The sequence below is a fragment of the Paenibacillus sp. FW104-T2 genome (assembly GCF_058789975.1).
Genome location: NZ_JBYTCE010000021.1, coordinates 62,648 through 89,456 on the forward strand (window position 1 = coordinate 62,648; position 26,809 = coordinate 89,456).

28 protein-coding genes are annotated in these 26,809 nt (G+C 45.0%); 17 read left to right on the top strand and 11 right to left on the bottom strand.

The features are described 5' to 3' along the window. Nucleotides 1–133: 133 nt before the first annotated feature. Nucleotides 134–610 carry a DUF2975 domain-containing protein gene (locus AC3WQ3_RS22870; RefSeq protein ID WP_154893208.1) on the top strand — a complete coding sequence of 159 codons (477 nt, stop codon included), beginning with the start codon at nucleotides 134–136 and terminating at the stop codon, nucleotides 608–610. A 9-nt stretch (nucleotides 611–619) separates the two neighbouring features. Next, the gene (locus AC3WQ3_RS22875) at nucleotides 620–859 is read left to right on the top strand and encodes a helix-turn-helix domain-containing protein (protein WP_127535795.1); all 240 of its coding nucleotides are present in this window, start codon (nucleotides 620–622) and stop codon (nucleotides 857–859) included. 43 nt (nucleotides 860–902) lie between these two features. On the opposite strand, the gene AC3WQ3_RS22880 is transcribed toward AC3WQ3_RS22875, so the two are convergent. Then, the gene (locus AC3WQ3_RS22880) at nucleotides 903–1,769 is read right to left on the bottom strand and encodes a helix-turn-helix transcriptional regulator (RefSeq protein WP_492473669.1); all 867 of its coding nucleotides are present in this window, start codon (nucleotides 1,767–1,769) and stop codon (nucleotides 903–905) included. Nucleotides 1,770–1,948: 179 nt separating this feature from the next. Between AC3WQ3_RS22880 and AC3WQ3_RS22885 the strand changes: the two genes are divergently transcribed. Both AC3WQ3_RS22885 and AC3WQ3_RS22890 read left to right on the top strand, forming a co-directional pair. Next, nucleotides 1,949–4,015: a beta-galactosidase gene (locus AC3WQ3_RS22885; protein WP_492473670.1), complete on the top strand. Its 2,067-nt coding sequence runs from the start codon at nucleotides 1,949–1,951 to the stop codon at nucleotides 4,013–4,015. 157 nt (nucleotides 4,016–4,172) lie between these two features. Further along, nucleotides 4,173–4,586: a sigma-70 family RNA polymerase sigma factor gene (locus AC3WQ3_RS22890; RefSeq protein WP_492473671.1), complete on the top strand. Its 414-nt coding sequence runs from the start codon at nucleotides 4,173–4,175 to the stop codon at nucleotides 4,584–4,586. A gap of 282 nt (nucleotides 4,587–4,868) precedes the next feature. Here AC3WQ3_RS22890 and AC3WQ3_RS22895 read toward each other — a convergent pair whose 3' ends face one another. Both AC3WQ3_RS22895 and AC3WQ3_RS22900 read right to left on the bottom strand, forming a co-directional pair. Further along, nucleotides 4,869–5,918 (bottom strand): Gfo/Idh/MocA family protein, encoded by a 1,050-nt coding sequence (locus tag AC3WQ3_RS22895; RefSeq protein ID WP_492473672.1) that lies wholly within the window; start codon nucleotides 5,916–5,918, stop codon nucleotides 4,869–4,871. A 247-nt stretch (nucleotides 5,919–6,165) separates the two neighbouring features. Beyond that, on the bottom strand, nucleotides 6,166–8,529 hold the full coding sequence (locus AC3WQ3_RS22900) for a beta-galactosidase (RefSeq protein ID WP_492473673.1): 2,364 nt from the start codon (nucleotides 8,527–8,529) through the stop codon (nucleotides 6,166–6,168). Nucleotides 8,530–8,649: 120 nt separating this feature from the next. Between AC3WQ3_RS22900 and AC3WQ3_RS22905 the strand changes: the two genes are divergently transcribed. Both AC3WQ3_RS22905 and AC3WQ3_RS22910 read left to right on the top strand, forming a co-directional pair. Then, the gene (locus AC3WQ3_RS22905) at nucleotides 8,650–9,495 is read left to right on the top strand and encodes a helix-turn-helix domain-containing protein (RefSeq protein WP_492473674.1); all 846 of its coding nucleotides are present in this window, start codon (nucleotides 8,650–8,652) and stop codon (nucleotides 9,493–9,495) included. Nucleotides 9,496–9,606: 111 nt separating this feature from the next. Next, complete coding sequence (locus AC3WQ3_RS22910) at nucleotides 9,607–10,230, top strand: DUF8426 domain-containing protein (RefSeq protein ID WP_492473675.1); 624 nt, start codon at nucleotides 9,607–9,609, stop codon at nucleotides 10,228–10,230. A 151-nt stretch (nucleotides 10,231–10,381) separates the two neighbouring features. Here the strand turns inward: AC3WQ3_RS22910 and AC3WQ3_RS22915 are convergent, their stop codons facing one another. After that, nucleotides 10,382–10,480, bottom strand: a complete 99-nt coding sequence (locus AC3WQ3_RS22915) for a hypothetical protein (RefSeq protein WP_492473718.1) — start codon at nucleotides 10,478–10,480, stop codon at nucleotides 10,382–10,384. 113 nt (nucleotides 10,481–10,593) lie between these two features. Here AC3WQ3_RS22915 and AC3WQ3_RS22920 point away from each other — a divergent pair, with 113 nt between their 5' ends. The 4 genes from AC3WQ3_RS22920 to AC3WQ3_RS22935 all read left to right on the top strand — a co-directional run bounded on the left by AC3WQ3_RS22920 (nucleotide 10,594) and on the right by AC3WQ3_RS22935 (nucleotide 13,170). Further along, nucleotides 10,594–11,031 (top strand): ribonuclease, encoded by a 438-nt coding sequence (locus AC3WQ3_RS22920; RefSeq protein ID WP_336780035.1) that lies wholly within the window; start codon nucleotides 10,594–10,596, stop codon nucleotides 11,029–11,031. A 16-nt stretch (nucleotides 11,032–11,047) separates the two neighbouring features. Next, nucleotides 11,048–11,323: a barstar family protein gene (locus AC3WQ3_RS22925; RefSeq protein ID WP_154893198.1), complete on the top strand. Its 276-nt coding sequence runs from the start codon at nucleotides 11,048–11,050 to the stop codon at nucleotides 11,321–11,323. A 134-nt stretch (nucleotides 11,324–11,457) separates the two neighbouring features. After that, nucleotides 11,458–11,928: a hypothetical protein gene (locus tag AC3WQ3_RS22930; protein WP_492473676.1), complete on the top strand. Its 471-nt coding sequence runs from the start codon at nucleotides 11,458–11,460 to the stop codon at nucleotides 11,926–11,928. Nucleotides 11,929–12,156: 228 nt separating this feature from the next. Next, entirely contained in the window at nucleotides 12,157–13,170 is a 1,014-nt protein-coding gene (locus tag AC3WQ3_RS22935) for an ABC transporter substrate-binding protein (RefSeq protein ID WP_492473677.1), read from the top strand. A gap of 65 nt (nucleotides 13,171–13,235) precedes the next feature. On the opposite strand, the gene AC3WQ3_RS22940 is transcribed toward AC3WQ3_RS22935, so the two are convergent. Continuing rightward, the gene (locus AC3WQ3_RS22940) at nucleotides 13,236–13,997 is read right to left on the bottom strand and encodes an MBL fold metallo-hydrolase (RefSeq protein ID WP_492473678.1); all 762 of its coding nucleotides are present in this window, start codon (nucleotides 13,995–13,997) and stop codon (nucleotides 13,236–13,238) included. 215 nt (nucleotides 13,998–14,212) lie between these two features. Between AC3WQ3_RS22940 and AC3WQ3_RS22945 the strand changes: the two genes are divergently transcribed. Next, complete coding sequence (locus tag AC3WQ3_RS22945) at nucleotides 14,213–14,629, top strand: Lrp/AsnC family transcriptional regulator (RefSeq protein ID WP_336780039.1); 417 nt, start codon at nucleotides 14,213–14,215, stop codon at nucleotides 14,627–14,629. A 134-nt stretch (nucleotides 14,630–14,763) separates the two neighbouring features. Here AC3WQ3_RS22945 and AC3WQ3_RS22950 read toward each other — a convergent pair whose 3' ends face one another. Together AC3WQ3_RS22950 and AC3WQ3_RS22955 are read right to left on the bottom strand one after the other, a co-directional pair. Then, nucleotides 14,764–15,219, bottom strand: coding sequence for a hypothetical protein (locus tag AC3WQ3_RS22950; protein WP_336780040.1), 456 nt, complete (start codon nucleotides 15,217–15,219; stop codon nucleotides 14,764–14,766). 47 nt (nucleotides 15,220–15,266) lie between these two features. After that, on the bottom strand, nucleotides 15,267–15,713 hold the full coding sequence (locus tag AC3WQ3_RS22955) for a hypothetical protein (RefSeq protein ID WP_492473679.1): 447 nt from the start codon (nucleotides 15,711–15,713) through the stop codon (nucleotides 15,267–15,269). 249 nt (nucleotides 15,714–15,962) lie between these two features. On the opposite strand from AC3WQ3_RS22955, the gene AC3WQ3_RS22960 reads away from it, so the two are divergent. The 4 genes from AC3WQ3_RS22960 (at nucleotide 15,963) to AC3WQ3_RS22975 (ending at nucleotide 19,543) form a co-directional block, all read left to right on the top strand. After that, on the top strand, nucleotides 15,963–16,304 hold the full coding sequence (locus tag AC3WQ3_RS22960) for an iron chaperone (RefSeq protein ID WP_419719985.1): 342 nt from the start codon (nucleotides 15,963–15,965) through the stop codon (nucleotides 16,302–16,304). Nucleotides 16,305–16,457: 153 nt separating this feature from the next. After that, a complete protein-coding gene (locus AC3WQ3_RS22965) occupies nucleotides 16,458–17,567 on the top strand; it encodes a threonine aldolase family protein (RefSeq protein WP_492473719.1) in 1,110 nt (369 codons plus the stop codon). A gap of 158 nt (nucleotides 17,568–17,725) precedes the next feature. Next, nucleotides 17,726–18,979 (top strand): MFS transporter, encoded by a 1,254-nt coding sequence (locus tag AC3WQ3_RS22970; RefSeq protein ID WP_492473681.1) that lies wholly within the window; start codon nucleotides 17,726–17,728, stop codon nucleotides 18,977–18,979. Between the two features lie 210 nt (nucleotides 18,980–19,189). After that, nucleotides 19,190–19,543: an MmcQ/YjbR family DNA-binding protein gene (locus AC3WQ3_RS22975; RefSeq protein WP_492473683.1), complete on the top strand. Its 354-nt coding sequence runs from the start codon at nucleotides 19,190–19,192 to the stop codon at nucleotides 19,541–19,543. Between the two features lie 118 nt (nucleotides 19,544–19,661). Here AC3WQ3_RS22975 and AC3WQ3_RS22980 read toward each other — a convergent pair whose 3' ends face one another. The 3 genes from AC3WQ3_RS22980 to AC3WQ3_RS22990 form a co-directional block, all read right to left on the bottom strand. Further along, complete coding sequence (locus AC3WQ3_RS22980; RefSeq protein WP_492473684.1) at nucleotides 19,662–20,492, bottom strand: carbohydrate ABC transporter permease; 831 nt, start codon at nucleotides 20,490–20,492, stop codon at nucleotides 19,662–19,664. 1 nt (nucleotide 20,493) lies between these two features. Continuing rightward, on the bottom strand, nucleotides 20,494–21,366 hold the full coding sequence (locus tag AC3WQ3_RS22985) for a carbohydrate ABC transporter permease (protein ID WP_492473685.1): 873 nt from the start codon (nucleotides 21,364–21,366) through the stop codon (nucleotides 20,494–20,496). Between the two features lie 69 nt (nucleotides 21,367–21,435). Next, entirely contained in the window at nucleotides 21,436–22,749 is a 1,314-nt protein-coding gene (locus tag AC3WQ3_RS22990) for an ABC transporter substrate-binding protein (RefSeq protein WP_336780046.1), read from the bottom strand. 209 nt (nucleotides 22,750–22,958) lie between these two features. Between AC3WQ3_RS22990 and AC3WQ3_RS22995 the strand changes: the two genes are divergently transcribed. After that, nucleotides 22,959–24,722 carry a cache domain-containing sensor histidine kinase gene (locus tag AC3WQ3_RS22995; RefSeq protein WP_492473686.1) on the top strand — a complete coding sequence of 588 codons (1,764 nt, stop codon included), beginning with the start codon at nucleotides 22,959–22,961 and terminating at the stop codon, nucleotides 24,720–24,722. Nucleotides 24,723–24,740: 18 nt separating this feature from the next. Next, entirely contained in the window at nucleotides 24,741–26,264 is a 1,524-nt protein-coding gene (locus AC3WQ3_RS23000; RefSeq protein WP_492473687.1) for a response regulator, read from the top strand. A 97-nt stretch (nucleotides 26,265–26,361) separates the two neighbouring features. Here AC3WQ3_RS23000 and AC3WQ3_RS23005 read toward each other — a convergent pair whose 3' ends face one another. Then, nucleotides 26,362–26,775 carry a MerR family transcriptional regulator gene (locus AC3WQ3_RS23005; RefSeq protein ID WP_492473688.1) on the bottom strand — a complete coding sequence of 138 codons (414 nt, stop codon included), beginning with the start codon at nucleotides 26,773–26,775 and terminating at the stop codon, nucleotides 26,362–26,364. Between the last annotated feature and the right edge of the window lie 34 nt (nucleotides 26,776–26,809).

A 26,809-nucleotide genomic window follows, 5' to 3' on the forward strand; every position in this document is an offset into this window, starting at 1 on the left:
TTATCGTTGGTCGTTATTATATCATAAGTGATTGCTTAACAATAATAAAACAATAAAAATCAATAATTATTTATTGTAAAACGATAAATTGTGTGATAAATTCAAATCAATTAAAACAAGTGAGGTGCTTTTTGTGAAACGAGGTTCAACGATCTTTCTAAAAATGGCTGTACTGCTTATTGGGCTTCCCATTCTAGCTTTATGCATCTTCGGCATACCTTGGTTAGCGAATCATCCGGTGAATCCGAATTATGCCGGTTCGCTATATCCTATTGTGGTCATTATGTACCTCTCTGTCATACCATTTATCATTGCTCTGTTCCAGTCATTCCGTCTCCTGAGCTACATCGATAAGAACGAGGCCTTCTCTTCAATTTCGGTCCGTTCTTTAAAAATCATAAAATATTGTGCTATTGTAATCAGTAGTCTATATCTCGTGATGCTGCCGTTCGTTTTTCTTGTAGCAGATAAGGATGATGCCCCTGGGCTTATTATTGTGGGGATGGTTCCTATTTTTGCTTCGCTGGTCATTGCGGTGTTTTCCGCTGTTCTCCAAAGACTGTTACAGGAAGCCATTGATATTAAATCCGAAAATGACCTAGTGGTTTGAGGTGAAGACATGGCCATTATAATCAATATTGATGTGATGTTGGCAAAGCGGAAAATGACAGTTACCGAGCTTGCGGAGAGAGTTGAAATTACGATCGCCAATATTTCGATATTGAAGAACGGGAAGGCAAAAGCGATACGTTTGTCCACGTTAGAGGCAATCTGCAAAGCGCTGGATTGTCAGCCCGGAGATCTATTGGAATATAGAGCGGATGAAGACGAAGACGAAGATTCCATTGAGCAGTCTTGATAACGATGAAGAAGACTCTGCATGTTGAGTGCAGAGTCTTCTTTTATGATAAATGTTCCTCTTTCATATGATTGTGAATATTTCTGAACTGCAGGGGGGTGACGTTTTCCTGACTTCGAAAACATCTAATGAAGTAGCTTGACTGGGAAAAACCTGTCTCTAAGGTAATTTGCTTAATGGAAAGATTGGTCGTAGCTAATAATTGCTTCGCATGCAATAACCTGGATTCCATTAGGAACTCCGGAAAAGAGATTCCAATCGTTTGACTGAACTTGCGGCTAAAGTATGGAGTACTATAACCGGCGATCCCGGCTGCTTGTTCTAGCGTGATGTGCTCATTACTATGGGAGCGGATATAATTTGCTGCTTCACGAATCCGCTCTGCGGTTGGATTCATGGAAACATTGATTTGGCTCGCTCCGGACTGTAATCTTGTCAAAAGTTCATACAACGTTGCGGCCATACTGTGCTCATCGTCAACCTGATATCCCCTGCCTATCTCCATTAATCGGTCCATCAGAGCTGTAATTATAGGAAAGTTGGAACATTGAAACAGCCATGGCTCATCCACTCCCTTTCCATTCAATAATTCTTCAAGACGAATACCGTAGAAGTGAATCCAACGAATACTCCAGGGGTCATCAAAGTCCGAATGATATGTTTGCCTGAGACCCGGACCGTAGAGGAATCCCTGTGCCCGCGTTAACTCATAAGAATTGGTCCCGCTGTGCAGAAATCCTTTCCCGTCATATACAAGATGCAGATTATAGCATTGATCCAAATTAATTTCTTTGGTCCGATACTCTCGATTTACACGATGCTTCGGAAAGTCACTGTAGCCTCCAATAAAATCGGGAAAGCATACATGCCGGGGAAAAACTGGCTTAGGGAGAAAGAGGTGTTCTTTCACGCGTATCCTCCAGTTGAACGCAATATTTTGATGTATATCATTATTATAAAGCAAGTCATCCGTTGTATCGTTAGTTATTGATGACAATATTTTATTATAAGTCGCATAATCTTGTCATTTAATATACGCGATTGGTCCAATAGAATGGAGTCAGTATCGTAGTTAAAGGGGACAATGAGATGGCGAAATCAATACACGTGGACGAATTAAAACTGGGTGTCTGTTACTACCCCGAGCATTGGAATGAACAATTATGGGAGGACGACTTCCGCAGGATGCAGGAGATGAATATTACGGTTATTCGAATGGCTGAATTCGCATGGTCCATCATGGAACCGGAAGAAGACCGATTTGATTTTAGTTTTTTTGGGCGGGTGATGGATCTAGCGCACCAATATGGTTTAAGTGTCATTCTGGGGACACCGACTGCAACCCCGCCAGCATGGTTAACTGAAAAGTATCCTGAAGTGTTAAATGCGAATAAGGATGGCGTCTTGTATCGGCACGGCATGCGTCGACATAACAATTACAGCAGTCCGATCTATCGGCAGCAATGTGAAAAGATAGTGCGGAACATGGTTCTGGCATATAAAGATCATCCGGCAGTCATTGGATGGCAGATCGATAACGAACTCAACTGCCATATCAATGTTTTCTATGCTGAGGCAGACCATATCGCTTTCCGTGAGTGGCTGAGAAATCGGTATGGGTCACTGGAACATCTGAACCAGGCATGGGGTACGGTATTTTGGAGTCAGACCTATACGGCGTGGGAACAAATATATCTCACACGGAACATGGTCAATTCATCGCCCAATCCCCACCTGGCGCTGGATGAAAAGCGCTTCATATCGGCGAATACCATTTCATTTGCCAAGCTTCAGGTGGATATCATTCGTGAATTGGACCCGGAACATTGGATCACGACAAACGGTACGTTTGGACATATAGACAATCATGAATTGACGGATGAACTCCTTGATTTCTTTTCCTATGATTCGTATCCGCAATTTGCCACAATATTTCCTGATGAGGACGAGAAGCCATTGCAAGACCGGGCTTGGAGCATGAAATTGTCGAATGTACGCAACATGTCGCCGAATTTTTGCGTAATGGAACAGCAGTCTGGTCCAGGCGGCTGGGTTGATAGTATAGGTATGGGCACGCCCAGACCGGGCCAGATCCGATTATGGTCATACCAATCCGTTCTTCATGGCACAGACCTACTTGTATACTTCCGCTGGCGTACGGCAACGTTCGGAACCGAGATGTATTGGCACGGTATCAATGATTACCACAATCAATCCAACAGGCGAGTGCGTGAAGTTGCACAAGTGGGCGAAGAGTTTGCCCAAATAGGACGAGTTATTGCAGGTACGACATATCAAGCGGACGTTGCCATCCTGCAGGATTACGATAATATGTGGGACGGAGAGTTAGACGAGTGGCATGGTCCGCTTCACCACCAAAGCACACGCGCATGGTTTAAGCAGCTGCAATACCGCCATATCCCTACAGATCTAGTTACTCTGCGACCAACGACCCTACTGGAACATCTGTCCAAATATAAGGTGATCATCTATGCTCATCCCGCAATCATGACAGACGAAACAGCAGAACTTCTTCGAGCTTACGTCAGCCAAGGAGGTACCCTGTTATTCGGCGCACGGACCGGATATAAGGATCTCAAGGGACATTGTTACATGAGGCCATTTCCAGGAGCTGTTGCAGCGTTATGTGGAGTAACTGTAGAGGATTTTACCTTAGTGAAAGGAACCGTGACTGGGGCCAAGCTGCAATGGAAGGGTACAAGTGAGCAGTGGTCTCACGGATTAGAATCGGTTGGATTTAACGAAATTCTTCATGTGGAACATCCAGAGGTACAGGTGGTCGCCGAATATGCCTCCGAATACTATGCAGGTAGCGCTGCGATGACGAGGCGTGCAGTAGGTCAAGGAGAGGTATGGTATTATGGGGCCGCTTACAATGAACCAATCGTTGATGCTCTCATGGATGAAATAGGGCTGTCTTCGCCGGTTGATGACCTGATAGAAGTACCTTCCGAAGTTGAAATCGGCATCCGTTCCGCCAAGAATAGATTATATCTATTCTTACTCAACTACTCGGACCAGGAGGTTTCCATCAAGCTCAAGAAGGAAACGAAAGAGTTACTAACGGGAACATCCTATAAGAATGAACTCAAAATGTCTGCATATGGTGTTTTCATTTTTGAGATAGAAAAGTGATATAAGATAACAGCTGAACTTACTATGTTCGGCTGTTTTTTAGTTGGATAATAAGTAAGGTATAGTTTACCGGGAAATTATTAGAATTCTTTTATGAACCAAATGAAGTCTTTGAGTATCTAATGAATAGATAGTTTGAGAAGGAGGGGAGATCTTCGTGGATTTAATTGAGAATGCAGAACTTGCGAGAAAAGGGGATAAGGAAGCATTTGTGTTATTAATACGAGCGGTACATCAGAGCCTCTTTGTTATCGCAAGATCAATTGTTAAGAACAACGAAGATTGTGCAGATGCGATGCAGGAGACCATTGCCAAAGCATTTTCTAATGTACATACACTGAAAGAGCCTGCTTATTTTAAAACATGGATAATTCGGATATTGATTAACGAGTGCAATCAGATCAATAGAAAAAAGAAGCGAGTATCCCTCATTCCTTATGATTTAAGAAAGACATCTTATAAGGATGAGTACGAGCAAATTGAGCTGTTTGAGGTGATTGACGAACTGGATGTACAGCTTCAGACCATCGTCACGCTATTTTATATCGAGGATATGTCGGTCAAGGACTAGAAATCCCCTTATGAATTCCGAATTGAAGGATTAGATCATATTCCAGAGGAGCTCACCATGGAAAGGGAAGTAGTTGATAAACGATACAACGACCCTAACTGGTCTGTTTTACTAAATGAATAGCAAATAAACGAACTTATTCCCGAGATGGAGTAAGTTCGTTTTTTTTAGTGACTAATGAATGAGTTCAAAATTTGTGCCCATCTTGGGATATAAGATTTATGACACACCTTTCAAAGAGAAATTTCGTTAAACGATTCAATCAGATGACTTAATAAAAAATCAGATGCTTACCGATTCTTGAGTTGAGATTGCTTTCTCGATGGCGAGAGACAAACGCACATCCTTAAGAGCTTCGGTCAGGGGATAAAAAGAGATATTCTCTCTCACAAAGGCAGACATGCGCGTCAAAATTTCAACCATGGCCAGCTCTTCATCGGAAAACGGTACAGAAGAGAAGGGATTACGGTACAGGCACTCTTGTCCTGCGCGTAGCTCACGTAGGGAGAGCGGTCCCAGACTTCCTTCCATGCCGCTCTGAATCCGGTGGATGGAGTATGTATCATATGCATCGGTACACAAGCTGATCGTGACTTCGTTATCCCGTATCTCCCCATGGGACCCGCGAATCAGAACCCGGTTTTGACGGAGAGGCGAAAAGTATTGTGAACGGGTAAAGTCCAGCACAGCACTCTTGCCGTTACGGAACGACAGCAAGGCGATCTCTTGAAATTCGTTCTCCATTCGATCATGGACTTGACGACCGCGATAAGGTACTTCCAGAATGGGAAGTTCGAAGCGGCGGCAGACAATTTCGCAGCTGATATCCGTGAGCGACAGCCAGTTACGGATCAGACTGATCCCATGATAACCGTGTGCTACTGATGCTTGAACATGATGAACCTGCCCCAGTTTCCCTGACTGGATCAGGGACATCCGAGCGAGTTGATGCGGCAGCAGGGGATACTGTTCTGCAATTTGGATCTGATCGTTTTTCTCCGCAAAAGAGGACATTGTCCTCAAGCTTTCTTCATCAAAAGCAGGCGGTGTTTCAACCAAGAGAGGAACCTGTAGTGTTACAAGTTCTTCAAGGACGGCAGGAACGGATGTTTTGGACACGGCAACCAGAAGAAAATCACAATGACGGGCCATTTCAAAAGATGACTCGAAAAGGGTGACGCCCCAACGTTTGGCAGCCTCCACATATTTGGACGGATTACGCACAGCTACGCCGCTGATCTTGAATATATGGGGGAGCTGCTTCGCGATCCGCAGATAAGCTTCTGCTCTCCAGCCAAATCCTATAATCCCAAAGCGAATGGGTTTACTCAAAAAAATCTCCTCACTTTTTATGCTTCTTCTGAAAGAAATATGTATGTGTATTCCTGTATTCTCTACTCAAGGATACCACGTAGCTAAGCATTTTCAACGAAAGAATTGGAGTAAGAAAGTGTAACTCGAATATCTATAAGAGTCTGATCGATGTTTAATCCTTCGTATGACTTAGTTAACCTACACAGCGATATGAGAAAAAGCCCTGAGTTGTTCGATTTGAACAGATTCAGGGCTTAATACGCTCTTAGTTGGAGAATGGGAGAGATAGTTGTCCAATCGCAGCAGTAGTTTTAACCGGATACAACGCGACTTGATATTGCGGAATGGCTTCAATGCGGCAGAATTCGGCGATCTCGACTCCCTCAAAGCGCTCAATTTGTGCCTGATTGACAAAGGTATGGACCGTTCCTCTGCGCTGCGGCGTTATGAATAAGTGCAATTCAGAGAATTCAAGCTGAGTGTAGAATTCTTTTAAGCCAATGGACCAGGTCTTACCGTAAGAGATATGATCTGTTATGAGCCGGCCATTCAGGAACGCTTCAGCCACATCACCTTCATAATCTACCTCAAGCCATACATCGTGAACATGGGATGGCCATTCTCCGGCAAATTGCAGCAAGGCCGATTTCTCCGCAGGTTTCTTCATCAAAACCTCTGGTGTATATTCAGGCAGGTCTATTGCATAGGTTGTGAAAAGAGTGGAACCCACGTGTTGACAATGGATAGCGCTGGAATGATGTGTTTGCAAATCTTGCTCTGGCTTGGGATACAGTGAAACAGCAATATGGGAAGATCCTGTCGATGTGCAGATAAGCTGATGATTACTGACCGTTACGGGACAATCGCTGATAACCAGTGTTGGTTGTCCCCATAGTTCAAAAGTGTATGCTTTTTGCGCTTCTTCTCTTGAAAGCACCACAAAACGTACGGAACCCCCATCTGTGGTTAGGAAGTTAACTGATTTATTTTTGTCTACGCTTGGTTGAATCACATAATAAGATCCGTGGTCCAATATTACACTTCCGCTGCACTGCACATCCTTTAGATTCGTTTTGGAAACGACGTATTCCGGTGTCATGCCTTCATGTGCATAGAAGAAAATCGTTTTGTCTTGATTTGTGTCGATCATGGTGAGCAATGGAGCCGTTGCACTAAGTAAGGACACGCCATGAAGTTCCAGATTGAACGGCAGCATCAATCCGATTCCTTCAGGAAGCTCAAGTTCACCTTCAGCGGGGAAGGCAACGCTGCCTTTGGATGTTTCCAATTCGATTCGTATTTTACGGCGGGGCAGGTCGATCTGGTCCTGAAAATTATTCAGAAAAACAAAGCCCGAGCCGTCCTGATGTCTGACACACCAGCGTAGTGTCTCTGTATCTGTCGGATCGATGGTAGACTGTCCCTCAGGCAGTACCGTTTTCATCGGAGCAAGGACCGATCCGAAAGACTCAAGAAACAAGGAGATGGCGCGGATGCGGTCATAAGATGCACCGACTCTGCCGAACTCACCCAAGGGAGACTGGTAGTCATACGTAATTTTCGGCAAGAATTGCTCATTGAGATAACTCTTCTTGCCGACGGGGTTGGAGCCGCCATGATACATGTAATAACCGAGCAGATTGCTGCCGCTGGCCAGTTTGACAAGGGTCATGGCTTCAATACTGTTTTCCGGGACGTATGGCCTCACATTATAACTGACTTGCATACCACCAGCCATTTCGCAATACGCAACGGGATATTCAGGCGTGTCGAAATGAACGGGCTCCGCCGGAGTAATATGAAGATCGCGATACACGAATTCCTTGCTTGGAGGCTGGTCAGGCAGCCAGGACGTATAGGCGTAACCTGCAAGCATGGGCAAAAAGCCTTCCTCAGGAACGGCTGCCCCGCCCCAAGCGGTCGCTGTGAAGAACAGAGGACGAATGCCAGCTTCCTCGGCAATGCGGCGCAGCTCGGCCAGATGAGCTGTACCTCCGGTTCCGGAGGACAGAAACTTACCGGTTTTGTAACCCCAGGCATCATTCGGTGCTCCGGCGTGCATGAATTCATTTTCCAACTGCACAGCTATCACGGGTCCTCCGTCCTGATACAGGCTGCCTTTCATCTGACTGGCAATTTCCCGATACAGTCTGCGTGTCAGCTTCAGATATCCGGGATCATTGGAGCGGATCTCAATAGGCTTGGAAACTACCCAATCCGGAATTCCTCCATTGCGAACTTCACCGTGGCAGAATGGACCGATACGAAGAATGAGGGGCAGATCCAGTTTGGCACACAGATCGATGAAATGGCGCAGGTTCCGATTTCCACCCCATTCAAAAATCCCTTCTTCTTCCTCATGAAAATTCCAAAATACATATGTAGCGACGATATGAATTCCACCGGCCTTCATTTTCAGCAGCTCTTCTTCCCAGTACAAGTATGAAAACCTGGAGAAGTGAAATTCACCTACGATCGGGATGAAGGGCTCGCCATTACGAGTCATATAATAATTGGTGAATCCAAAGGCATCTCCTTTGGGATTGGTTCCACCATGCATACCCAATTTTCCCGGATGGATTTTCTTACGGTCTGCATCTATTAATGATAATTTTGAGATGTGACTCATTGCTGGGACAACCTCCTTGTGATATGTTCTTTACGATGAATTCTACTGTGTTCAAAAATAAAACAAATATCGATACAGCTACATTTTATATGGAATAGATCATAGCGAGGTAGTGTGATAATGGCTGAAAAACATGCGGATTATGCTATAGTTGGACACAGGCCCTTTGGAATATTGATCGCAGGTCATTATAAGCAGTTGAACGGATATGAGATTCATCGACCAACAGGGAGCGTCGACTGGTTACTAATGTATACGCTTTCCGGTAAAGGGGAAATACAGCATGGCAAAAATTCAATAACCTGCACAGCGGGGGATGTGGCAATTCTTATGCCAGGGCTTCCGCACCATTATAGAACGAAGCAGGATCATTGGGAATTTATATGGGTACACTTCATACCCGATCCCCATTGGAGTACTTGGTTGAAGCTTCCCGAAACGTCTGCTCGTTTCATCTACCAGCGGATTGTTTCGGAAGACGTACAGCATGATATTCAGAATGCTCTTCAAAGATTGGTGCGTCACGGATTTTCGGAAGGCCGATCGGAACAATATCGCCGATTATCCGAGCTGGCCCTGGAGGAGACGTTGATTCACATTCAACACACCTATCCACCGGATGTTCCGGCGACGATGGATCCCCGAATTGCGGAGATCATGCGGTATCTGCAGATGCATCCTGCGCAGAAGATAAGCATACCGGAACTTGCGAACCGATGCTGTTTATCCACCTCACGCCTCTCTCATTTATTTAAGGAGCAGGTAGGGGATACGATTCTAAATACCGTTCACAAGTTCAGGTTGGAGAAGGCAGCGCAGCTTCTCGCCGGCACGAACCGGCAAATCGCAGAGATCGCTGCGGATGTCGGATTCGACTGCGGTATACATTTCACAAGGAAATTCCGTGAAGCGTTTGGCGAGACACCGTCAGCATTTCGGAAACGAAAAAATAACCTTCAAGTGTGATTGTTAGATTGTTCGTATAAGCTGCTGAAGCGAAAGATAAATCCAATGAAAGCATTTATAATGTGTAGAACTTAAAATACGGTTACAGTATTAGAGGAGGACAAGTGCAGCATGAACCTTTTTCACATCCAATCCACCATACACGGAACTGATCGAACTGCAGCCTTCCTAGAAGATAACTTTATCGGGATCGATTGGCCAGCTACAGGGGATTTGGAACAACTGCCGGCTGAAGAATGGAAAGAGCAAATCAGGCAGTATTATGCAATACCTGAATCGGAACTGAGCGGAGTAATAGGTACCCTACAGACGTTTATAAACATTATACAGGATGGAGATCATGTCTTAATTCATGACGATGAGTGGGTATATGTTGGAGATGTGGGTGATTACTTTTACGATGACTCCGTTAGCATTGGAGAAGATTCGATATGTCATCGGCGAGGTGTAACGTGGTTGGGGCGAATTCCACTGACAGATATAAACGACAAGGTACGTGCTCTGATTTTGAATGCTTCCATCATTTCAACATTCGAGTATCCACTTTCACAGGCTCAATTGGATCCATGGCTTTCAAGAACTCCCGAAACGGAAACGGCAGTTCAACATTCGGTTGGCGTAGATGACGGGACGATACAGGAAGCTCTAGGTGTACTAAAGAATGCATTACAGAGCGAAGACGAGGAACTTCGTATTCGTGCGGCGACGGCCATTTTACAATATGCCAAAAAATAAAAAGAACCTTAACAATGAACAGATAAGTAGTAACGAAAATTGAATTAGCAGACGTACGAACTTTCAATGTACATTAGTCCTTACTTTTTTATAGAAAGAAGCACGCAAAGCCCTCATGAAAAAAAGTGAGCTTTGCGTGCTTTCGTACATATTATGATGTTTTTTTGGATTGCATGCAGGCTGATTTGATGGTGTGTTCGATCAGCGTAGCGATGGTTACGGGACCCACTCCACCCGGGACGGGTGTAATGGCAGATGACTGAAATGTACATTAATCCTTTTAACTTTTAGCTATACTTGGAACGGTGTGCAGATTGGTATATACTTTTTTGAGTTAAGAAGATTAAAAGGAGATTATAAGCAGTGTATATTAAAAAATGGCTAGGTGCTGTATTCATTATTCTTGCGACGATGCTGTTCGCAGGTTGTTCACTAGAATCGCTATCTGTAGATGATTCGACCCAGACTCATGCTGTCTTGAACCAATTTGACGAAGTGGCCAATTATCTTGCCGAGCATCAGGAACTTCCGGATAATTATATTACCAAGAAGGAGGCCAGAGCTTTAGGCTGGGAACCAAGTGAAGGAAATTTGCAAGATGTGGCCCCAGGCAAAAGTATCGGCGGTGATATATTTCAGAATCGGGAAGGCTTGTTACCCAAGAAAAAGGGAAGAACGTGGTACGAGGCAGATATCAATTATTCCGGGGGAACCCGGGGAAGTGACCGAATTCTCTATTCCAGTGATGGCTTAATATACAAGACAACCGATCATTATCGCACGTTTGAACAAATCAAATGACCAAAGGTAGGATGGTATGAAGACAGTAATCATTGATGGAAATGATATTCATGGAAAAGAAGAGCTGCATGATATTCTTCAGGCGAAGCTGGGGTTAGATGACTCTTACGGGCGGAATCTCGATGCGTTATGGGATGTCATTACAGGCTTCATTTCAATTCCACTAACCATTCAATGGGTGAATTTTGAGGCCAGCAGGGCTGTGCTTGGAGAATACGCTGATCAGCTAGTGGAGTTAATGCGTGACGCAGAAGAAGAGCTGGATCAGTTTCAATTGGATCTGAATATGTAAAAATCAAACGGGCAGTCCGCTGAGGACTGCTTTTTTTATTGTGCAACATGTTCAGTGAGGTTTCCGTTAATGAGTTTAGGAATCCATAGGAGGTGAGGGTCATCCCAAGGAAGTTGTTGCACTTCATTTATCTTTTGTCACTGGTTAGTCTGACTACATCTTGTGCAAGCACGTTTACGAATACAGAGGCTGATAACAGTCTAAGCGGACTATATCTTGCAGCATTGGAAGAGGTCATATCAACAGATTCAGCTCTTAATCAATCGATGGAGTATATATCAATAGACTATGATCGGACACCTGCATTAAGTGATTCGGATGGACAACATATAATGAAGTTCTTACGAACGATATATAAGGTGGACGTTTATAACCTAACTTATGAACAATTGCTTAAGCAAGGTTTATATGAAGGTAATGAAAGCAATCTCCGGGGAATTTTACTGCGGATCGAAAAGTTTGAGCTGGCGGACGAGCAGAATGAGGCCACACTTGTGATAAGTAAATATCGTTCGAATGAGGGTTCCATCGCTGTAAAAATAACGCTGCAATATAGGGATAACAATTGGATGGTAGTTGATCATGTTACCTTGAAAGAGAGCTAATACCGGATAAGGTTGCGAGGCTATAAAGTTCTCCGAACACTAAACAATCTGTCTTAAAAGTCGCCTTGGCGGCTTTTTTTGATCTGGGAATGGAAGTCTGTCTGCGGGATTAAACATTCAATTTAACTCATTTTAAAATGAGAACCAGAATTAGCTTGTCAAAATAGACTGCATCATGATAAAGTGATAACGATTATCAATATCAATTAAAAAAGGGGTGGGTTTACATTGTTGAGACGATCTTATTCGATCTTGCTTATTCTGGCACTAACCGTGCTGCTTGTACTAAGTGCATGTGGTCAAGCCGCGACGACGAGTACAGCGACCGATGCAAGTGCTAACACGGCAGAGCAGACAACTAACTCAGCATCTGCAGCTGAACCAGCGACGAATGACGAAGGGGAGACGGTTACATACCAATCGGATGCGGGAGAAGTCGAGGTACCCAAGACACCGCAGCGTGTCGTTGATTTGACGGCGTTTACGACAGGATACTTTGTAGCACTGGATGTTCCCGTGGTGGGAGCTCTCTCTGGAGCAATGGGCAATAAGTATATTAAGGATCAATTGATAAGTGAAGGAACAACTGATCTGGGTGAGCAGCCTACAGCGGAACAGCTGGTAAGTCTCAAACCGGATCTGATCATTGCTTATACGGGCACAGAAGGCCTTGATCAATTGTCTCAAATTGCCCCTGTGGTGCAGATCCAGTATGGCAAACTCAACTATAAAGATCTTATGCTTGAATTAGGCAAGCTAACGAATAGGGAAGATGCAGCGAAAGCCTGGGTTACAAACTGGGAAGCGCAGATTAAGGAATGGAAACCCAAAGTTGAGGCCGCAGTCGGTGACCGTACTGTCTCCATTCTGAATCCATACGCGAAGGGATTGTACGTATTCGGCCATAACTATGGTCGTGGCGGTGAAATCCTCTATGGTGAATTTGGCTTAAAGGCCCCTACCAAGGCTCAGGCAGAAGCGATCGACAGCGGAACAGGTTTTGCTTCGATCTCCATGGAGGTGCTGCCGGAATATGCAGGTGACATCATCTTTACAAGCCCGTGGTCGGGCGATACAAGTGATGCCGAAGTTGTATACAGCAATACATTGTGGGAGAATCTGCCTGCTGTTAAAGAAGGACTTGTCTTCCAGCTGGATAACACATCGGACACATATAACGACCCTATCACTTTGGAAGGACAATTGAAATTTATTACGGACAGCTTGCTTTCAGTGAAGTAAGCAGTAGAAGAACACTCCTGACCGTCACGAAGTGACAGAGGAGTGTTGTTTTTTTTATAGCTGAATTATAATACGTAGGATTCTCCATCCTCAGGAACAGCAATGTTACTGGTGATTCCTTTATCCTTCAAAAAGCTTCTTAAGTCTTCTCTGGAAAGACCCCAATGGTTAACTGCTTCCATGTGGACTACAATGATTTTCGCGTCTGGTGCAGCTTGGTATACTTTATAGATATCGTCTATGCCCATAACCAAGGAACCACCCTCCAGAAACTGATTATCTCCTCCATTAACAACAAGAACTTCAGGTTTGTGAGTGTGGATCACTTCTTGAACAGATTCGACCCAAACGGTGTCCCCTGCTACATATAAAGTCTGCTCACTAGTGTGTTTAAAGACCACACCACATACTTCGCCAGCAAGCTTCAGGACTTCTCCTCTCCCATGCTCCCCTTTTGTTTTAAAGAGTTGAATGCCCTGAAATACTGAATCTTCATGAAGAATCTCTACATTGTTAAAGCCAGCATTTTTAACTTCAGACGCATCAGCTTCGTTCTGTACAAACATTTTGATGTCTTTGGGCAGCGCTTCTTTTGCGGCATCATCAAAGTGGTCCAAATGAAGATGGGTAACGATCACCGCGTCGATACCACGGACTATATTTTCAACAGAAGTCGGAAGGTCGACCAATGGATTCTTCTGATCTTGCCTCGCAGAATTTGGGAATGGAGGATACACGCCCTTGTCAGCCAGGAATGGATCAATTAAAAAGTGTTGTCCTGCATATTCAACGATAATCGTAGCATTTCGGATTTGAGTTATTTTCATTGTAATTCTCCTTTGATCATGAATATATAAATAGCTTACACGCTCCGCATGTCTGCGTACATGCATAGAATCAAGTCTTTCTTCTCATTTACTTGAATAATGAAAGTATTTCTTTTCATGATGGGTTTGTATGTAGAATAGAGTAAGCTTTACTTATCTCATGAATTGGGTTTTCATTGGTGATGATACTAAAATTAAAAGGGGGAGGATAACGAGTGCTCGATCACATAGATGAATTAATTATTAAAGAGCTGTCCGAGAACAGTCGCATTACGATGAAGAAGCTGGGAGAGAAGGTTCATCTCACTGGACAAGCAGCTGCTTCGAGAGTGTTGAAGCTGGAGGAAAATGGAGTTATTGAAAAATACACCGTCCAAGTAAATCAAGTCAAATTAAACTGCTTAATCCATGCGTTTATCACGATCAAACTGACGAATCCACATCATCAGTCGTTCCTGTCTTTTGTTAAAACTGAAAATGATTTTGTACTAAATAACTATAAAGTGAGCGGAAACGGATGCTACATTCTGGAGGCCAGATTTCCATCCAATGAAGTGTTGGATCAATTCCTTGTTCGTTTAAACGAACATGCGAACTATAGTCTTTCCATTGTCATTAACAAGCAAAATTGAATAGAAAACAAGAATAAGGACGCCTGATCCCTCCAGCTCTGACCATCGGAGAGCACTGGATTTGGATCGAGCATCCTTATTATTAGTCTATACGTACGAGACATGATAGCGTTTTTTTTGTCCGAATCATCGACTTAGTCATCGGAATACACAGTTGCGTTGAAACTTTCGGGTCCGAGTCGGACATTGCTTACGCCGGTATCCGGACCATAGGAGAATGTCGCATAGACAGAATAGACGAGCTGGCCATTTCCCGGTGGAGTTACGTTATAATCGGAGCCCGTAAAACTGAGCACACACGGGCTAAAGAAAGGGTTGCCGATGACAGTCCTTTCTGCGCGGTACACCAGCTGCTGCGAGGCTCCCAGACCACGATATACCTCAATGGCAAGAGAACCGTTGTTAAATAACTGATTGGCGGTTACCGTGACTATACCTGAGAAAAGTGTACGGATGGTTGGTCCCGGATTACTTATTTGCAGCCCAACTTGGGCGAACAATAAAGGAACGCCGTTTGTGAAACTGGGAGTGAGAACACCCTGACCCCCTTTAGAGCCTTGAGAAGTTCTTGCATCTAATGTCTTTACCATTTGAAGTCCTCCTTTCTTCGAAGCTAAGGAGTAATCGAAACGTAGAGTTAATCGTCGCTGTAAGCGACCGCATTGAAGCACTCCGGTCCAAGACGGGTGGCTTGTTCTGATGCGGATACAGGGACGAACGTTGCAAAGCAGGAGTAGATGATCTGCCCATTGGCTGGTGCAGGCACATTGTATTCTGAACCATCAAAGCTCGCCAAAATCGTACTGTCGTTAGGAAACACAGGCTGGGAAACCACATAGATCGGTTGGCCCGTATAAGTTGCCCCTCTGAATATTTCAAAACGAATGGAAGAAGGCAAGGAAGACACATTGGACACTGAGATCCGATAGGTCCCATTAAATTGCGTTCGAATGATCGGCCCCGGATTTAAAATATTGAGTCCAACAACTCCGAGTAGGGTAGGTGTATTTGCGCCAAGCGGAACGTTGAGCGGGGTAATGCCTGCTGACCCCAGTGACGTACGGGCGTCAAGAGTACGAACCATAGCAATTCCTCCAATCTATCAATTTTGTCATATGATATGTTGCTCAGTGGAAGGAGTTGTCCGCTTAGCGGCAAGAACTTTAAGCTGCTCCAGAGAGATACAGCACGAATCAAACGAATTTTTATTTGGAGACTTGAAATGAACGTGTATACTTGAGGAAAAGAGTAAGTTGCCAATTAAACCAACGGACTAACTATATTCTATATAGGAGGAATTTACTTGAAGGAATTTGAAGATTTTCTGGCACGGATGGATAACCCGGAACAGCGTGCTCGAGCCGAAGAAGTGCTGAATTGGGTGGCTGCGAGATTTCCTAACCTCAAGGCCAAGATTGCATGGAATCAGCCAATGTTTACTGATCATGAGACCTTCATTATCGGATTCAGCGTTGCCAAACAGCATATGGCGATTGCGCCCGAGAAGGCAGGCATTCTTCAGTTTTCAGATGAGATTGTGGAGGCTGGCTATGATCATACGAAGGAATTGATTCGAATCAAATGGAGTCAACCCGTGGATTTTTCTCTGCTGGAGAGAATTATTGCTTTTAATATTACAGACAAGGCAGACTGCTCGACTTTTTGGCGGAAGTAAAAGCAAAGCATGATATAACTTCGTTTCACGAATGACAATGGTTATGTAAAGGTTAAATAGAAAGGTGTGAGCCAGATGGGGCAACATGCAGGTAATCAAACTAAAGGTGATTTCGAAGAGACATCTGCTGAAGAGACTGCAGGAGGATATGGCTTGAGCGATACACCGGATTCATTAATGGAAGCGTTCATGGAGGCTGAGTATATCGTTGGCGGTCATGGCAGTCGCAAAATCAAGGTTCTCCAGGAAGCATTTCAGCACATTGATGGTGAGATGTACAGCGATCATTACGGGAGCGGAGAAACCATTGAACATTTTCAGCGGCAGATGGCTGAAGTACTGGACAAGGAGGCTGCCATCTTTTTCCCGAGCGGGACCATGTCACAGCAGATAGCGCTGCGGATTTACTGTGATCAAAAGAAACTGAAGCGTGTAGCGTATCATCCCCTGTGTCACATTGAAATTCATGAAGAGAATGCGTTGAAGGAGCTTCATCAGATTGAAGCGGTTCTGCTTGGTGACAAGGACCGATTGATACGACTGGAAGATGTACAAGCTATCGAAGGCGACATAGCCTGTCTATTGCTTGAATTGCCCCAGCGGGAGATTGGTGGCCAGCTGCCTCCATATGAAGAACTCGAAGCCATTTCGGCTTATTGCCGTGAACGCGGAATCAAGCTGCATTTGGATGGAGCCAGACTGTTTGAGATCACACCTTACTATCAGAAGTCGGCAGCAGAGATCTGCAGCTTGTTTGATAGTGTGTATGTGTCTTTCTACAAAGGTATTGGCGGTATTGCAGGAGCCATACTGGCTGGAGATAAGGATATGATTAAGGAATCCCGAGTTTGGAAACGCCGGTTTGGCGGGGATCTGATCGGTCTGTATCCTTATATTCTAAGTGCCCAATATTATTATGATCAACGTATCAATAAAATGGGAATCTATTATGAACAAGCGAAGCAGCTTGCTTCATTGCTGAATCAATGTTATGGAGTACGCACGCTGCCCGAAGTACCCGTGTCGAATATGTTTCATGTGTACATCGAACGAACCCCAGCTGAAGCTGAACCGATTCTCAGCAGAATGACGCAGCAGTTTGGAATAGGGTTAACTTCGTATCTAAACGAAAACAGCGAGACTGGGCATTGTTCATTTGAACTTTCTCTGGGAGACCGATATGAAACCGTACCGGAAGATAGGCTGCAATCTGCTCTGATATGGCTGGATGAACAGCTGCGTTCGCATGGTCCGAAGCGCTGAGTTGACTTCATTGTGAAATTTAAGGAAAACGTTCGAATTGGAAAAATCAGTCTTTAGTCGGAGGCGTGGGAGGATGATGTCCGTATAATTATGATTTGAAGGGAGACGTCAGATCATTAAAGTATGGACATCTTTATGACAAATGGAGGTTGAGGGGATTGAATAGGCAAGTCCAAGGCACTAATGCACCAAGCCTGTTTCGCAATCGGTTTCTTCAGACAATCTTGTTATCCAGCGTTCTCCTACAGATCGGCATCTGGGTTCGGAATTTTGCAATTCTACTGTATGTGGCAGAGACAACGAATAATGATCCATACGCCATTTCACTCATTAGTGTGGCTGAGTTTGCGCCGATTTTTGTGTTTTCGTTCATCGGAGGTACCTTTGCTGATCGCTGGCGGCCAAAACGAACGATGATATGGTGTGATGTATTATCTGCCGTATCGGTATTTGCAGTTCTCCTGACCATACATTATGGCTCATGGCATTCTGTCTACCTTGTTGCATTTATTTCGGCAATTCTGTCGCAGTTCTCCCAACCTTCAAGCATGCGATTGTTTAAGCATCATGTTGCAGAAGAACAGCTGCAGCAGGGCATGGCTCTATTCCAATCGCTGATGGCCATCTTTATGGTGCTTGGCCCGATGCTTGGCACCTTCGTATACAGCACGTTTGGCCTGGAAATATCCATCGCTGTTATGGGCATCGTTTTCCTGCTGTCTGCACTCGTTCTTGTTCGTCTGCCCGAGGATCAGATGCAGACACAAACGGCTGCAGTTAAAGGGCAGTTCCGAAAAGAATTCGTGGAAGGGTTTCGTTACGTTTGGCAAAGTCAGGTGCTAAGGATGCTCGGGCTGGCGTTTATACTTGCTGGTCTCTCTGTTGGCGTAGCTCAAGCGCTCAACCTGTTCATTGTTACCGAGCAGCTTGGCAGGAGCAAGGAATTCCTGCAATATCTTCTGATGGTGAATGGTGCAGCGATGCTAATTGGTGGGGGAATTGTAGCCACATTTGCGAAGAAGGTTCCACCACAAATTCTGCTGGCGATTGGAATGGTAGCCGGTGCGGTCTGTACAGCCATCGTGGGCTACTCGACAAGTGTCCCTGTCACGCTGACCGTTCAATTTCTGAATGGACTGGTGTTCCCTTGCATTCATATAGGAATCAGCACCATGATTCTGAAATGGTCGGAGGCTTCCATTGTTGGCCGCGTGAATGGCGTCCTGAATCCGATGTTTGTAGGCATGATGGTCATTTCCATGTCCTTCGCAGGGGCGTTAAAAGATACCTTTTCACTGAGCACCATCTACAGCGGAGCAGGGTTTTTATTTCTCATCGGTGCATTGGCCATGATTCCAATCATGAACCACAAAGCACCGGATAAATTACCGCAAGTGGCCCAAGAGGTGTAATACAGCAGCAGCTTCATATATGCATTTCACAGGAATCGGCATGAAGTGCCGGTTTTTTTTTGTCCTTCACAATGAAGTAACCTTGCATATAACCAACGGTTCATACAAAATGGGATGGAAGGATTTCTATACTGAGCGTCGTTCGACTCGACTGATTCATTGCAGCGAGGAAAGAGTAAACTCAGAGAACGATAATGGAGGAAACAGATCATGACGTTAGAAGAATTAACTGAATACTGCTTGTCGTATCCCAGTTCATATGAAGATCATCCATTTGGAGAGGGATGGACGGCGATACGCCACCAAGGAAACCAAAAATTATTTGCACTCATATTGCACAACTACAACGGACAAGTATGTGTAAATCTGAAGTGTGATCCGGAACGTTCAGATTTCCTGCGAAATGCATTCCCGGAGGTGATTCCCGGTTACCATATGAACAAGGAACACTGGAACACCGTTAATGTGGAAGGTAAATTGCCTGTAGAGGATGTGCAAGGAATGATTAAGCACAGTTACGAATTGACAAGGCCCAAGCGGGTCAAAAAGAAGAGCGAAGCTTAGTGCAGGATATTAGATTCCCATAAAGTTGAAGTCAAAAGGTTAAAAGATAAAAACCCACCTTGTTAGGTGGGTTTCTTTGGGTGGCATTTAAGAAAATGAGCTCCGGTTGTAGAGCTTTTTAGCCTTTGACTGCTCCAGCCGTAAGGCCGCTTACGATGTATTTCTGACCGAATAAGTACAGGATGAATACGGGCAGCGAAGTCAGTACAAGATTGGCGAAAATCAAATTCCAGTCCCGGCTGTACTTGCCGTAAAAATTGTAGATCGAAAGCGGCATCGTCCACGTGGAGCTGTCTGTTAGGAAGTAAACCGGAATCGTGATGTCATTCCATACCGACATGAACACCATGATGGCCACTGTCGCGTTAACAGGCAGAATGAGCGGCGTGACGATCCGGAAGAATACGCCGAACACGCTTGCACCTTCCAGAAATGCAACCTCGTCGAGCGCTCTCGGAATGGTTTTGATAAAACCACTGTACAAGAATACACTGAATGCCGTATTCAGAGCGGCATAGATCAGGATAACGCTTGTAATGCTTCCATAGAAGCCCAAGCCCTGTACAACTCGAATCGTTGTAATGATCGACATTGGAGCAATGAGTCCCATGAAGAAATACATATAGATCGTTCCGGAGACTTTCGTTTCTCTGCGAGCAAGAATGAATGATGCAGCTGAAGATGCCACGATATTGATTACCGAGGATACGCCAGTAATCCAGATACTGTTGAGAAAAGCCCTCGATAGGCCGCCTTCTTCGAAGACCCGCACGTAGTTCGAGAACTGCCATGTATCAGGTAAACTAAGGGAGAAGCTGAGCACCTCTGCGCTTGTTTTGAATGAACCGAAGATCAGAATCACGAGCGGCAGGAGAACAATCAGGGAGGCCAGAATTAGAAATCCTTCCACAATGTAATTGCGGATGGCAAGTTTGCGAGTATAGCCCATGTTATTCGGTAACCTCCTTACGACGCATAAAAATCAGCAGCGGAATGGCGATAATGGTGACAACGACGAACAGCAGTGTGTTGACTGCGGTACCGAGTCCCCAGTTGCCTTCACCGAAGGAACGCAGAATAATGGTACCCACAACCTGAGAAGCATTTCCCGGACCTCCGCCCGTCATGACGTAGACTTCCGAGAATACTTTCAGTCCACCGATCAGGGTCAGCATCAGGTTGATATTAATGGCTGGCAGCAGCAGTGGCAGCGTGATTTTAAAGAAGCTTTTCCATGAGCTAGCCCCGTCAATGGTAGCAGCTTCGTAGTATTCCTGGGAAATGGATTGCAGCCCGGCCAGATAGATGGCCATTTGAAATCCGGCGCTTTGCCAGATGGAGACGATGGCGATGGTCCAGATGACGATGGACGGATTGGTCAGCCAAGCATGGCTTAACGAGTGCAAGCCTACAGCTTCGAGCAAGTTGTTAATCGTGCCTTCGGTTCGCAGCATCGGTGTAAACAAAATACTGATGACGAGAATGCTCAGAATGGAAGGGGAGTAGAAGATGGCACGCAGCAGATTTTTGGTTCTTAATCTCATATTAAGTCCTACAGCCAGCAATAGACCGATGACATTTTTGCCAACGACAGTGACGATCGCGAAGATCGCCGTATTTTGCAGTGCCAGAATCAACGTTTTGTCAGAGAAGATCTTCTTGAAATTGTCCCAGCCGATGAACTGAAGTTCCAGTCGATCCAGCCGCCAATCCGTAAATGAATAGTAGAATCCTGCGATGGCAGGGATGACGAAAAAGATGGAGTAGATCAGCAATGCCGGATAGATCATGTAGTACGAATACAGATTTTTAGCCCTTTTCATGTCTCACGCTCCGTTATAGCTCGGGCAGCATAGATAACAAGATGCTATGCTGCCCGGTTTTTTATCTTCTTAGAAACCGGCTACACCTTTGTCTTGCATCAGCTGGCTGAACTTCTCGTCCCATGCCTTCAGCACTTCTTCCGGTGTCAATCCGCCTGCAAATTGATCCTGCAGCAATCTGTATAGTTCACTGCGGTCAACGAGCATATAAGCATCAGTCGTTAGCACTGTTTTCTTAGGTGTAATGTAATTGTCTACGATATCCTGTTTATAGGCAGGCAGCTCAGGCGTTGTGACGTCACTGAAATTGGATACATAACCTTTCGAATCAACGATCTGCTGAGCAATTTCCTTCGAAGCAATAAAGTCCAGGAACTGTTTGGCTTCTTCCAGATGTTTGGATTTCTTCGGAATGAACAGTTGCCCGCCGAGTGGACTCGCACCCAGACTCGCATCCTGGGAAGACGGAATTGGGAAGACGCCGAGTTCCATGCTAGGATCCTGCTCGGCCACACCTTCGATCAGCCAGTCACCCATAAACATCATGGCGACTTCCTTGTTCAGGAATTTACCCACGGCCATATCGTAGCTGTCGCTAAGCACGTCTGTGTTGGTGTAGCCTTTGGTGTACACTTCGTACTGCTGCTCCAGGAAGGTTTTGAACTCCGGAATATCGGACCATTTTTTCTTATTGCTGTTCAGGTCATCAAAGAACGTAGGATCATTCTTGGCTACAAAGTCAGCAAAAGCTGCTGCGGGCCAGATGTTGGCTGCCCAGGCATCTTTGTAAGGCATAAATACGGGAGTGATGCCGCTCGCCTTGATCTTTTCGCATATAGCCAAAAACTCTTCATAGTTGGTCGGAATGGACAAACCAAGGTCTTCAAAGATCTGTTTGTTGTAAACAACCCCTTGCATGCCTGTATCCTGGCTGACATGGAAACTGTAGAGATGACCGCCGGAAGAAAGGACGTCCTTGTTCACAATTCTGCTCGCCCAAGGTTCGTTATCCAGAATTTCAAAATTACGTTCCAGGTTCAGGTCCGTCACAGCGCTCGCCAGGTTGTATTGAATGATATCAGGCGTTTCATCAACAGCCAGCTTGGTTTGCAGTACGGTCGTGGTCTGTTCTGCTGGAATAAGCTGCAGATTCACACGTACATTTGTCTGTTTTTCAAACTCATCCAGAATGTCCTGCTGAATAAAGGCAGAGTCCTGCGAGCTTTTGGAGATGGCGAGTTCCAATGTGACCTTGGAACCTTTGCTGTCTCCGCCAGCAGCTGTTCCGGAATCACTTCCTCCAGATCCGCATGCGGTTAATGATATGGATAATAAACTGGCCAAAACGATGGATGCTGCTTTTTTTCTTTTATGATTCTTCAATGCAAATCCCCCTCTAAAACGTTTAATGAATCCGTTTACAATCTCGATTATAAATTTTTATCTGTTCCCGGTACATGTCTGTGCTTGAACGTTCATGTGTAATATTCTGAACTTGAAATCGCTATCATTTCAAACGTTCACATGATACAGTAGGACATAAATGGTTGAGAGACGCATCATGTTGGGGGAACAGGAGGACATTTGGAAGGATGATAAAGCTGATACATCGGGCAACTCAATTCAGTTTGCAAACGAAGGTATTCTTGACATTTCTGGCCCTGCTAATGTTCGTGCTGGGCTGTTTTATCGTTTATGTAAACGTTATCGTTATCCGTCCGCTGAAACTAAAAACGGAGCAGGATATGCTAGTGACAGCGACTAAAGTCAGAGAGCAGGTTGATCTCTATGTTGAGCAGCAGAACCAGTTGTCCCAGCGAATTTTGGCCAGTAAGGATATCTTTGCAACGATGGAGAAGAGTTCCGCGGCTCACAGTAATTACGAGAGGCTGAATCAGATCCGGAAGCTGAAAGACATCATGTTTCAGGCCATCGGACCCAGCATGAATATGAAGGACATGACGATCTATGACAAGGAAGGGGTGCTGCTCACCTCGTACCTGGGAAGTGGAGATCTTCCCGCCATGCTCAGCAGCATGATGGCTAACAGCGGCGATGGACGAGAGTGGGAAGGGAACGGATTCAATCTGGTGCGCCAAGAGGATACGATCTCCTTTGTCCGCACAATTAATGATCAGAACGGGAAGGTGTACGGTTATCTGAGTATTCAAATGGATCAGGCTTATATCCAAAAACTCACTGAGGGAATTGCTGCAGGCGAGGTGTATATTCTGAATCAGCAAGGTAATCAAATGACCGGATCGGAATCAGGAACCACGTTGTCGAAATGGACCAAGCCGTTATCCGACGAAGGATTGGACATGGACAAACAGAACAACTACGTCACGCATTCGACCTCCCCCAGCACGGGATGGATTACCTATATCGTTACACCGAAACAGTCGGTACTAGGCTCAATCCATTCGGTACAAAGCATGTCGATCCTATTGATTACAGCCTTGATGCTGGTGTCTTTTGTGTACATCCTCTTGACCACACGCAATTTGCTGCTTCCGATCCGCAAGCTTCGTAGTCAGATCTGGCGTATCAATTACAGCAACATGAATCTGAAGGTGGATGAAAGACCGAAGAACAATGACTTGCTGCTGCTGAATGAAGCTTTTCAGGATTTGATGGAACGATTGCAGCAATCCATAGACCGGGAAAAGGCAGCCTTACATGAAGAAGTCATGGCACGTAATTCGGCTTTGCAAGCTCAGATTGCTCCTCATTTTATACACAACGTCCTGTATCTCATCAGCATCGCAGCACAGGAGGGAAAGACCAAGGTAGTATCGGAAATGTGCAAACATCTCTCGGACAGTCTGCGCTATATTGTCTCCTCGCCTTACGCACATGTGACTTTGGCAGATGAGTTGGAGCATACCAGACACTACTTATCACTTGTACAGCAGAAGTATGAAGAAGATCTGGAGTGGGAGATTCATGCCGACGCTTTGGCTAGTGAAATTCGACTTCCGAGGCTGGTCATTCAACCTTTTGTAGAGAATTGCATTGAACATGCCTTTTCTAATACGGCACCGCCTTGGCGCATTCAAATTACGGTGAAACAATATAACGGACTATGGGCTCTGGAGATTAAAGATAACGGAGAAGGCTTCACACTTGATAAAATTCAGGAAATCCTCGCGAAGGTTCAGGAATCCGCTGCTGGAGAGAACCATCTTCTCAATCATCCAACGTCCCTTGGTAATATGGGGATGCTCAATAGCATCAACAGGCTTAAACTGATGTATAGCAATCGGCTTTTTTTCAACATTTTCAACAATCACGCACATGGCGACAACGGAGCCACCATTCAAATCATCGGCTCGCTGACAAAGGATTTTTACTAGGCAAAGGGGAGACATGTGATGTATAACATCATGATTGTAGAGGACAGCAAACCAATACTGCGTAATATAAAAATGCTTTTGGATGCGCTTAACCTGCCCATTCATGTGGTGGCTACGGCAACAAATGGAGAGGATGCCCTGGCTGCAATTCAGCTTGAACCCATTGATCTGCTGCTAACCGATATTCGGATGCCGAAGATGGATGGGTTATCGTTGATTGAGCAAGCGAAGAGGGTGAACCCGGACTTGAAAGTGATTCTGATTAGTGGTTATAGCGATTTTGAATACACACGAAAAGCGCTCAATCTGCAGGTGTTCGACTATTTGCTGAAACCGGTGGAACAAGAAGCGTTAGAAGAGGTCATGATACGGGTGATTGACCAGCTTGATCAACAGAAATCCAAAAATCTGAATGACTTGCAAGAGATTGTCGACCCTCAATGTTATGCTGAAGTGCAAAAGGGGGAGGATTTATCGCTGTTTTCTCAGATGATGATCATTTTGCGTAAGCAGCCATTTACACCAGGGAAGGAACTATGGACACAGCAGACGCTTCTTGGCTTCGTGGAGGTTCTCTTTGCCCCTCAGCCTTGTCATGTGTTACAGAGTCGAACGCCGAATCAATTTATCGTTTTCGTAAACAAGGGAGTGCTTGCTGCTTATTCCTCCATGCATGAATGTCTGGAATCATTACGGCGGCATTTGGTTACGTATCGAATGGATGTGATGATTGGAGGGCAGCTGCTCTCCTCTGATTCGGGACATCTGCCAGAAGTCTACCATCAAATAACCTCGATACTGTCTGCACAGCAGCGGTTGAACCAAGGATTGGCACTTGATACTGGAAATCCGGTTTCGACGGCCAGGCTGGAATCAGGATGTCTGGATTCCACCTTGGAATCCACATTTGTGCAAATAATACAGTCTTATCAGAAAGATCGGTTTGCTCTGAAGCTCTCCGAGCTGCTGGACCGATGGGCGGAGCAGCATGTGCATGTGAGAGAGGTGGAACGTTTCATTGGATTATTGGTGGATACATTCGCTCATTTGTACGAAGAACAAGGATCAGGGATCAGGCTTGGTCTTGAGCATCGGGCCAAACAGCTCTTGGAAGCAACGACATATGCAGACTTCTGCCAGGAACTACAGGAATGGACAGGGCAGTGTTTTGATATGCTGCAGTCGCATATCCGAAAAAGCAAGGAGCTCCTATTCGAGCAGATGGATGAGTACATCAAGCTTAATAAATATTCCCATTTATCCATCAGCGACATTGCTTTGAAGTTTCACGTCAGTCCATCTTATGTTAGCAGAGTGATCAAAAACGTAACGCAAGCCACTTTTGTTCAGTATTATACCCGGCTGAGAATTCAGGAAGCCTGCAGGCTGATGGAACAGCAACCTGATATGAAGTTTAAGGAATTATCGGACCTTCTATCCTTCAGTGATCAGCATTATTTCTCTAAGGTGTTCAAGGAGTATACAGGATACAGCCCTACGGAATACAAAGAATTGATACCTACCAATGGCTATCATCATTAAATTCATGTACGAAAGAAATATAATGGAATCTGTAATTTTGCAGTGAAAAGTAGCAAAAAACCTAGCTCCGAAAGGAAACTAGGTTTTTGGTGTTTCTCTAGTTGGTCACCGATTGACCCATCTTATTCATTGTATGGATATCCTCCGTCCCTGCTGCGATGGCGGTTTTATAATAGGCGCATTTGTGTTCAATGACTTCCATGGTCTTTCTCAGTTCTTCCATTTGCGCTTCCACACTGGCTTTACGTTCAATGAACATGTCGTATCTCTCCTGCAGTGTGGAGTCGCCTTCGGAACACCATTCAATGAAATCCTTGATATCCTTAATCGGCATACCCGTGAGTTTCAGGCACTGAATAATTTTCAGAAAATCAATGTCCGATTCTTTAAACTTGCGCACTCCGCTCGGGGTACGTTCGACAAAAGGCATAAGTCCTTCCTTATCATAATAACGCAATGTATATACGGTGAGATTCAATTCTTTGGCAACTTCGCTAATTGAGTATGTCATACAGTTCTCCTTTACTTACGGCATAGACTTCGAG

Bases quoted from the DNA above. Each gene is read 5' to 3' on its own strand.
- AC3WQ3_RS22985 (WP_492473685.1), bottom strand. From the start codon at position 21,366: ATGAAAAGGGCTAAAAATCTGTATTCGTACTACATGATCTATCCGGCA.
- AC3WQ3_RS22875 (WP_127535795.1), top strand. From the start codon at position 620: ATGGCCATTATAATCAATATTGATGTGATGTTGGCAAAGCGGAAAATG.
- AC3WQ3_RS22960 (WP_419719985.1), top strand. From the start codon at position 15,963: ATGGATAACCCGGAACAGCGTGCTCGAGCCGAAGAAGTGCTGAATTGG.
- AC3WQ3_RS22955 (WP_492473679.1), bottom strand. From the start codon at position 15,713: ATGGTTCGTACTCTTGACGCCCGTACGTCACTGGGGTCAGCAGGCATT.
- AC3WQ3_RS22885 (WP_492473670.1), top strand. From the start codon at position 1,949: ATGGCGAAATCAATACACGTGGACGAATTAAAACTGGGTGTCTGTTAC.
- AC3WQ3_RS22940 (WP_492473678.1), bottom strand. From the start codon at position 13,997: ATGAAAATAACTCAAATCCGAAATGCTACGATTATCGTTGAATATGCA.
- AC3WQ3_RS22910 (WP_492473675.1), top strand. From the start codon at position 9,607: ATGAACCTTTTTCACATCCAATCCACCATACACGGAACTGATCGAACT.
- AC3WQ3_RS22925 (WP_154893198.1), top strand. From the start codon at position 11,048: ATGAAGACAGTAATCATTGATGGAAATGATATTCATGGAAAAGAAGAG.
- AC3WQ3_RS22950 (WP_336780040.1), bottom strand. From the start codon at position 15,219: ATGGTAAAGACATTAGATGCAAGAACTTCTCAAGGCTCTAAAGGGGGT.
- AC3WQ3_RS22900 (WP_492473673.1), bottom strand. From the start codon at position 8,529: ATGAGTCACATCTCAAAATTATCATTAATAGATGCAGACCGTAAGAAA.
- AC3WQ3_RS23000 (WP_492473687.1), top strand. From the start codon at position 24,741: ATGTATAACATCATGATTGTAGAGGACAGCAAACCAATACTGCGTAAT.
- AC3WQ3_RS22905 (WP_492473674.1), top strand. From the start codon at position 8,650: ATGGCTGAAAAACATGCGGATTATGCTATAGTTGGACACAGGCCCTTT.
- AC3WQ3_RS22980 (WP_492473684.1), bottom strand. From the start codon at position 20,492: ATGGGCTATACTCGCAAACTTGCCATCCGCAATTACATTGTGGAAGGA.
- AC3WQ3_RS22995 (WP_492473686.1), top strand. From the start codon at position 22,959: ATGATAAAGCTGATACATCGGGCAACTCAATTCAGTTTGCAAACGAAG.
- AC3WQ3_RS23005 (WP_492473688.1), bottom strand. From the start codon at position 26,775: ATGACATACTCAATTAGCGAAGTTGCCAAAGAATTGAATCTCACCGTA.
- AC3WQ3_RS22975 (WP_492473683.1), top strand. From the start codon at position 19,190: ATGACGTTAGAAGAATTAACTGAATACTGCTTGTCGTATCCCAGTTCA.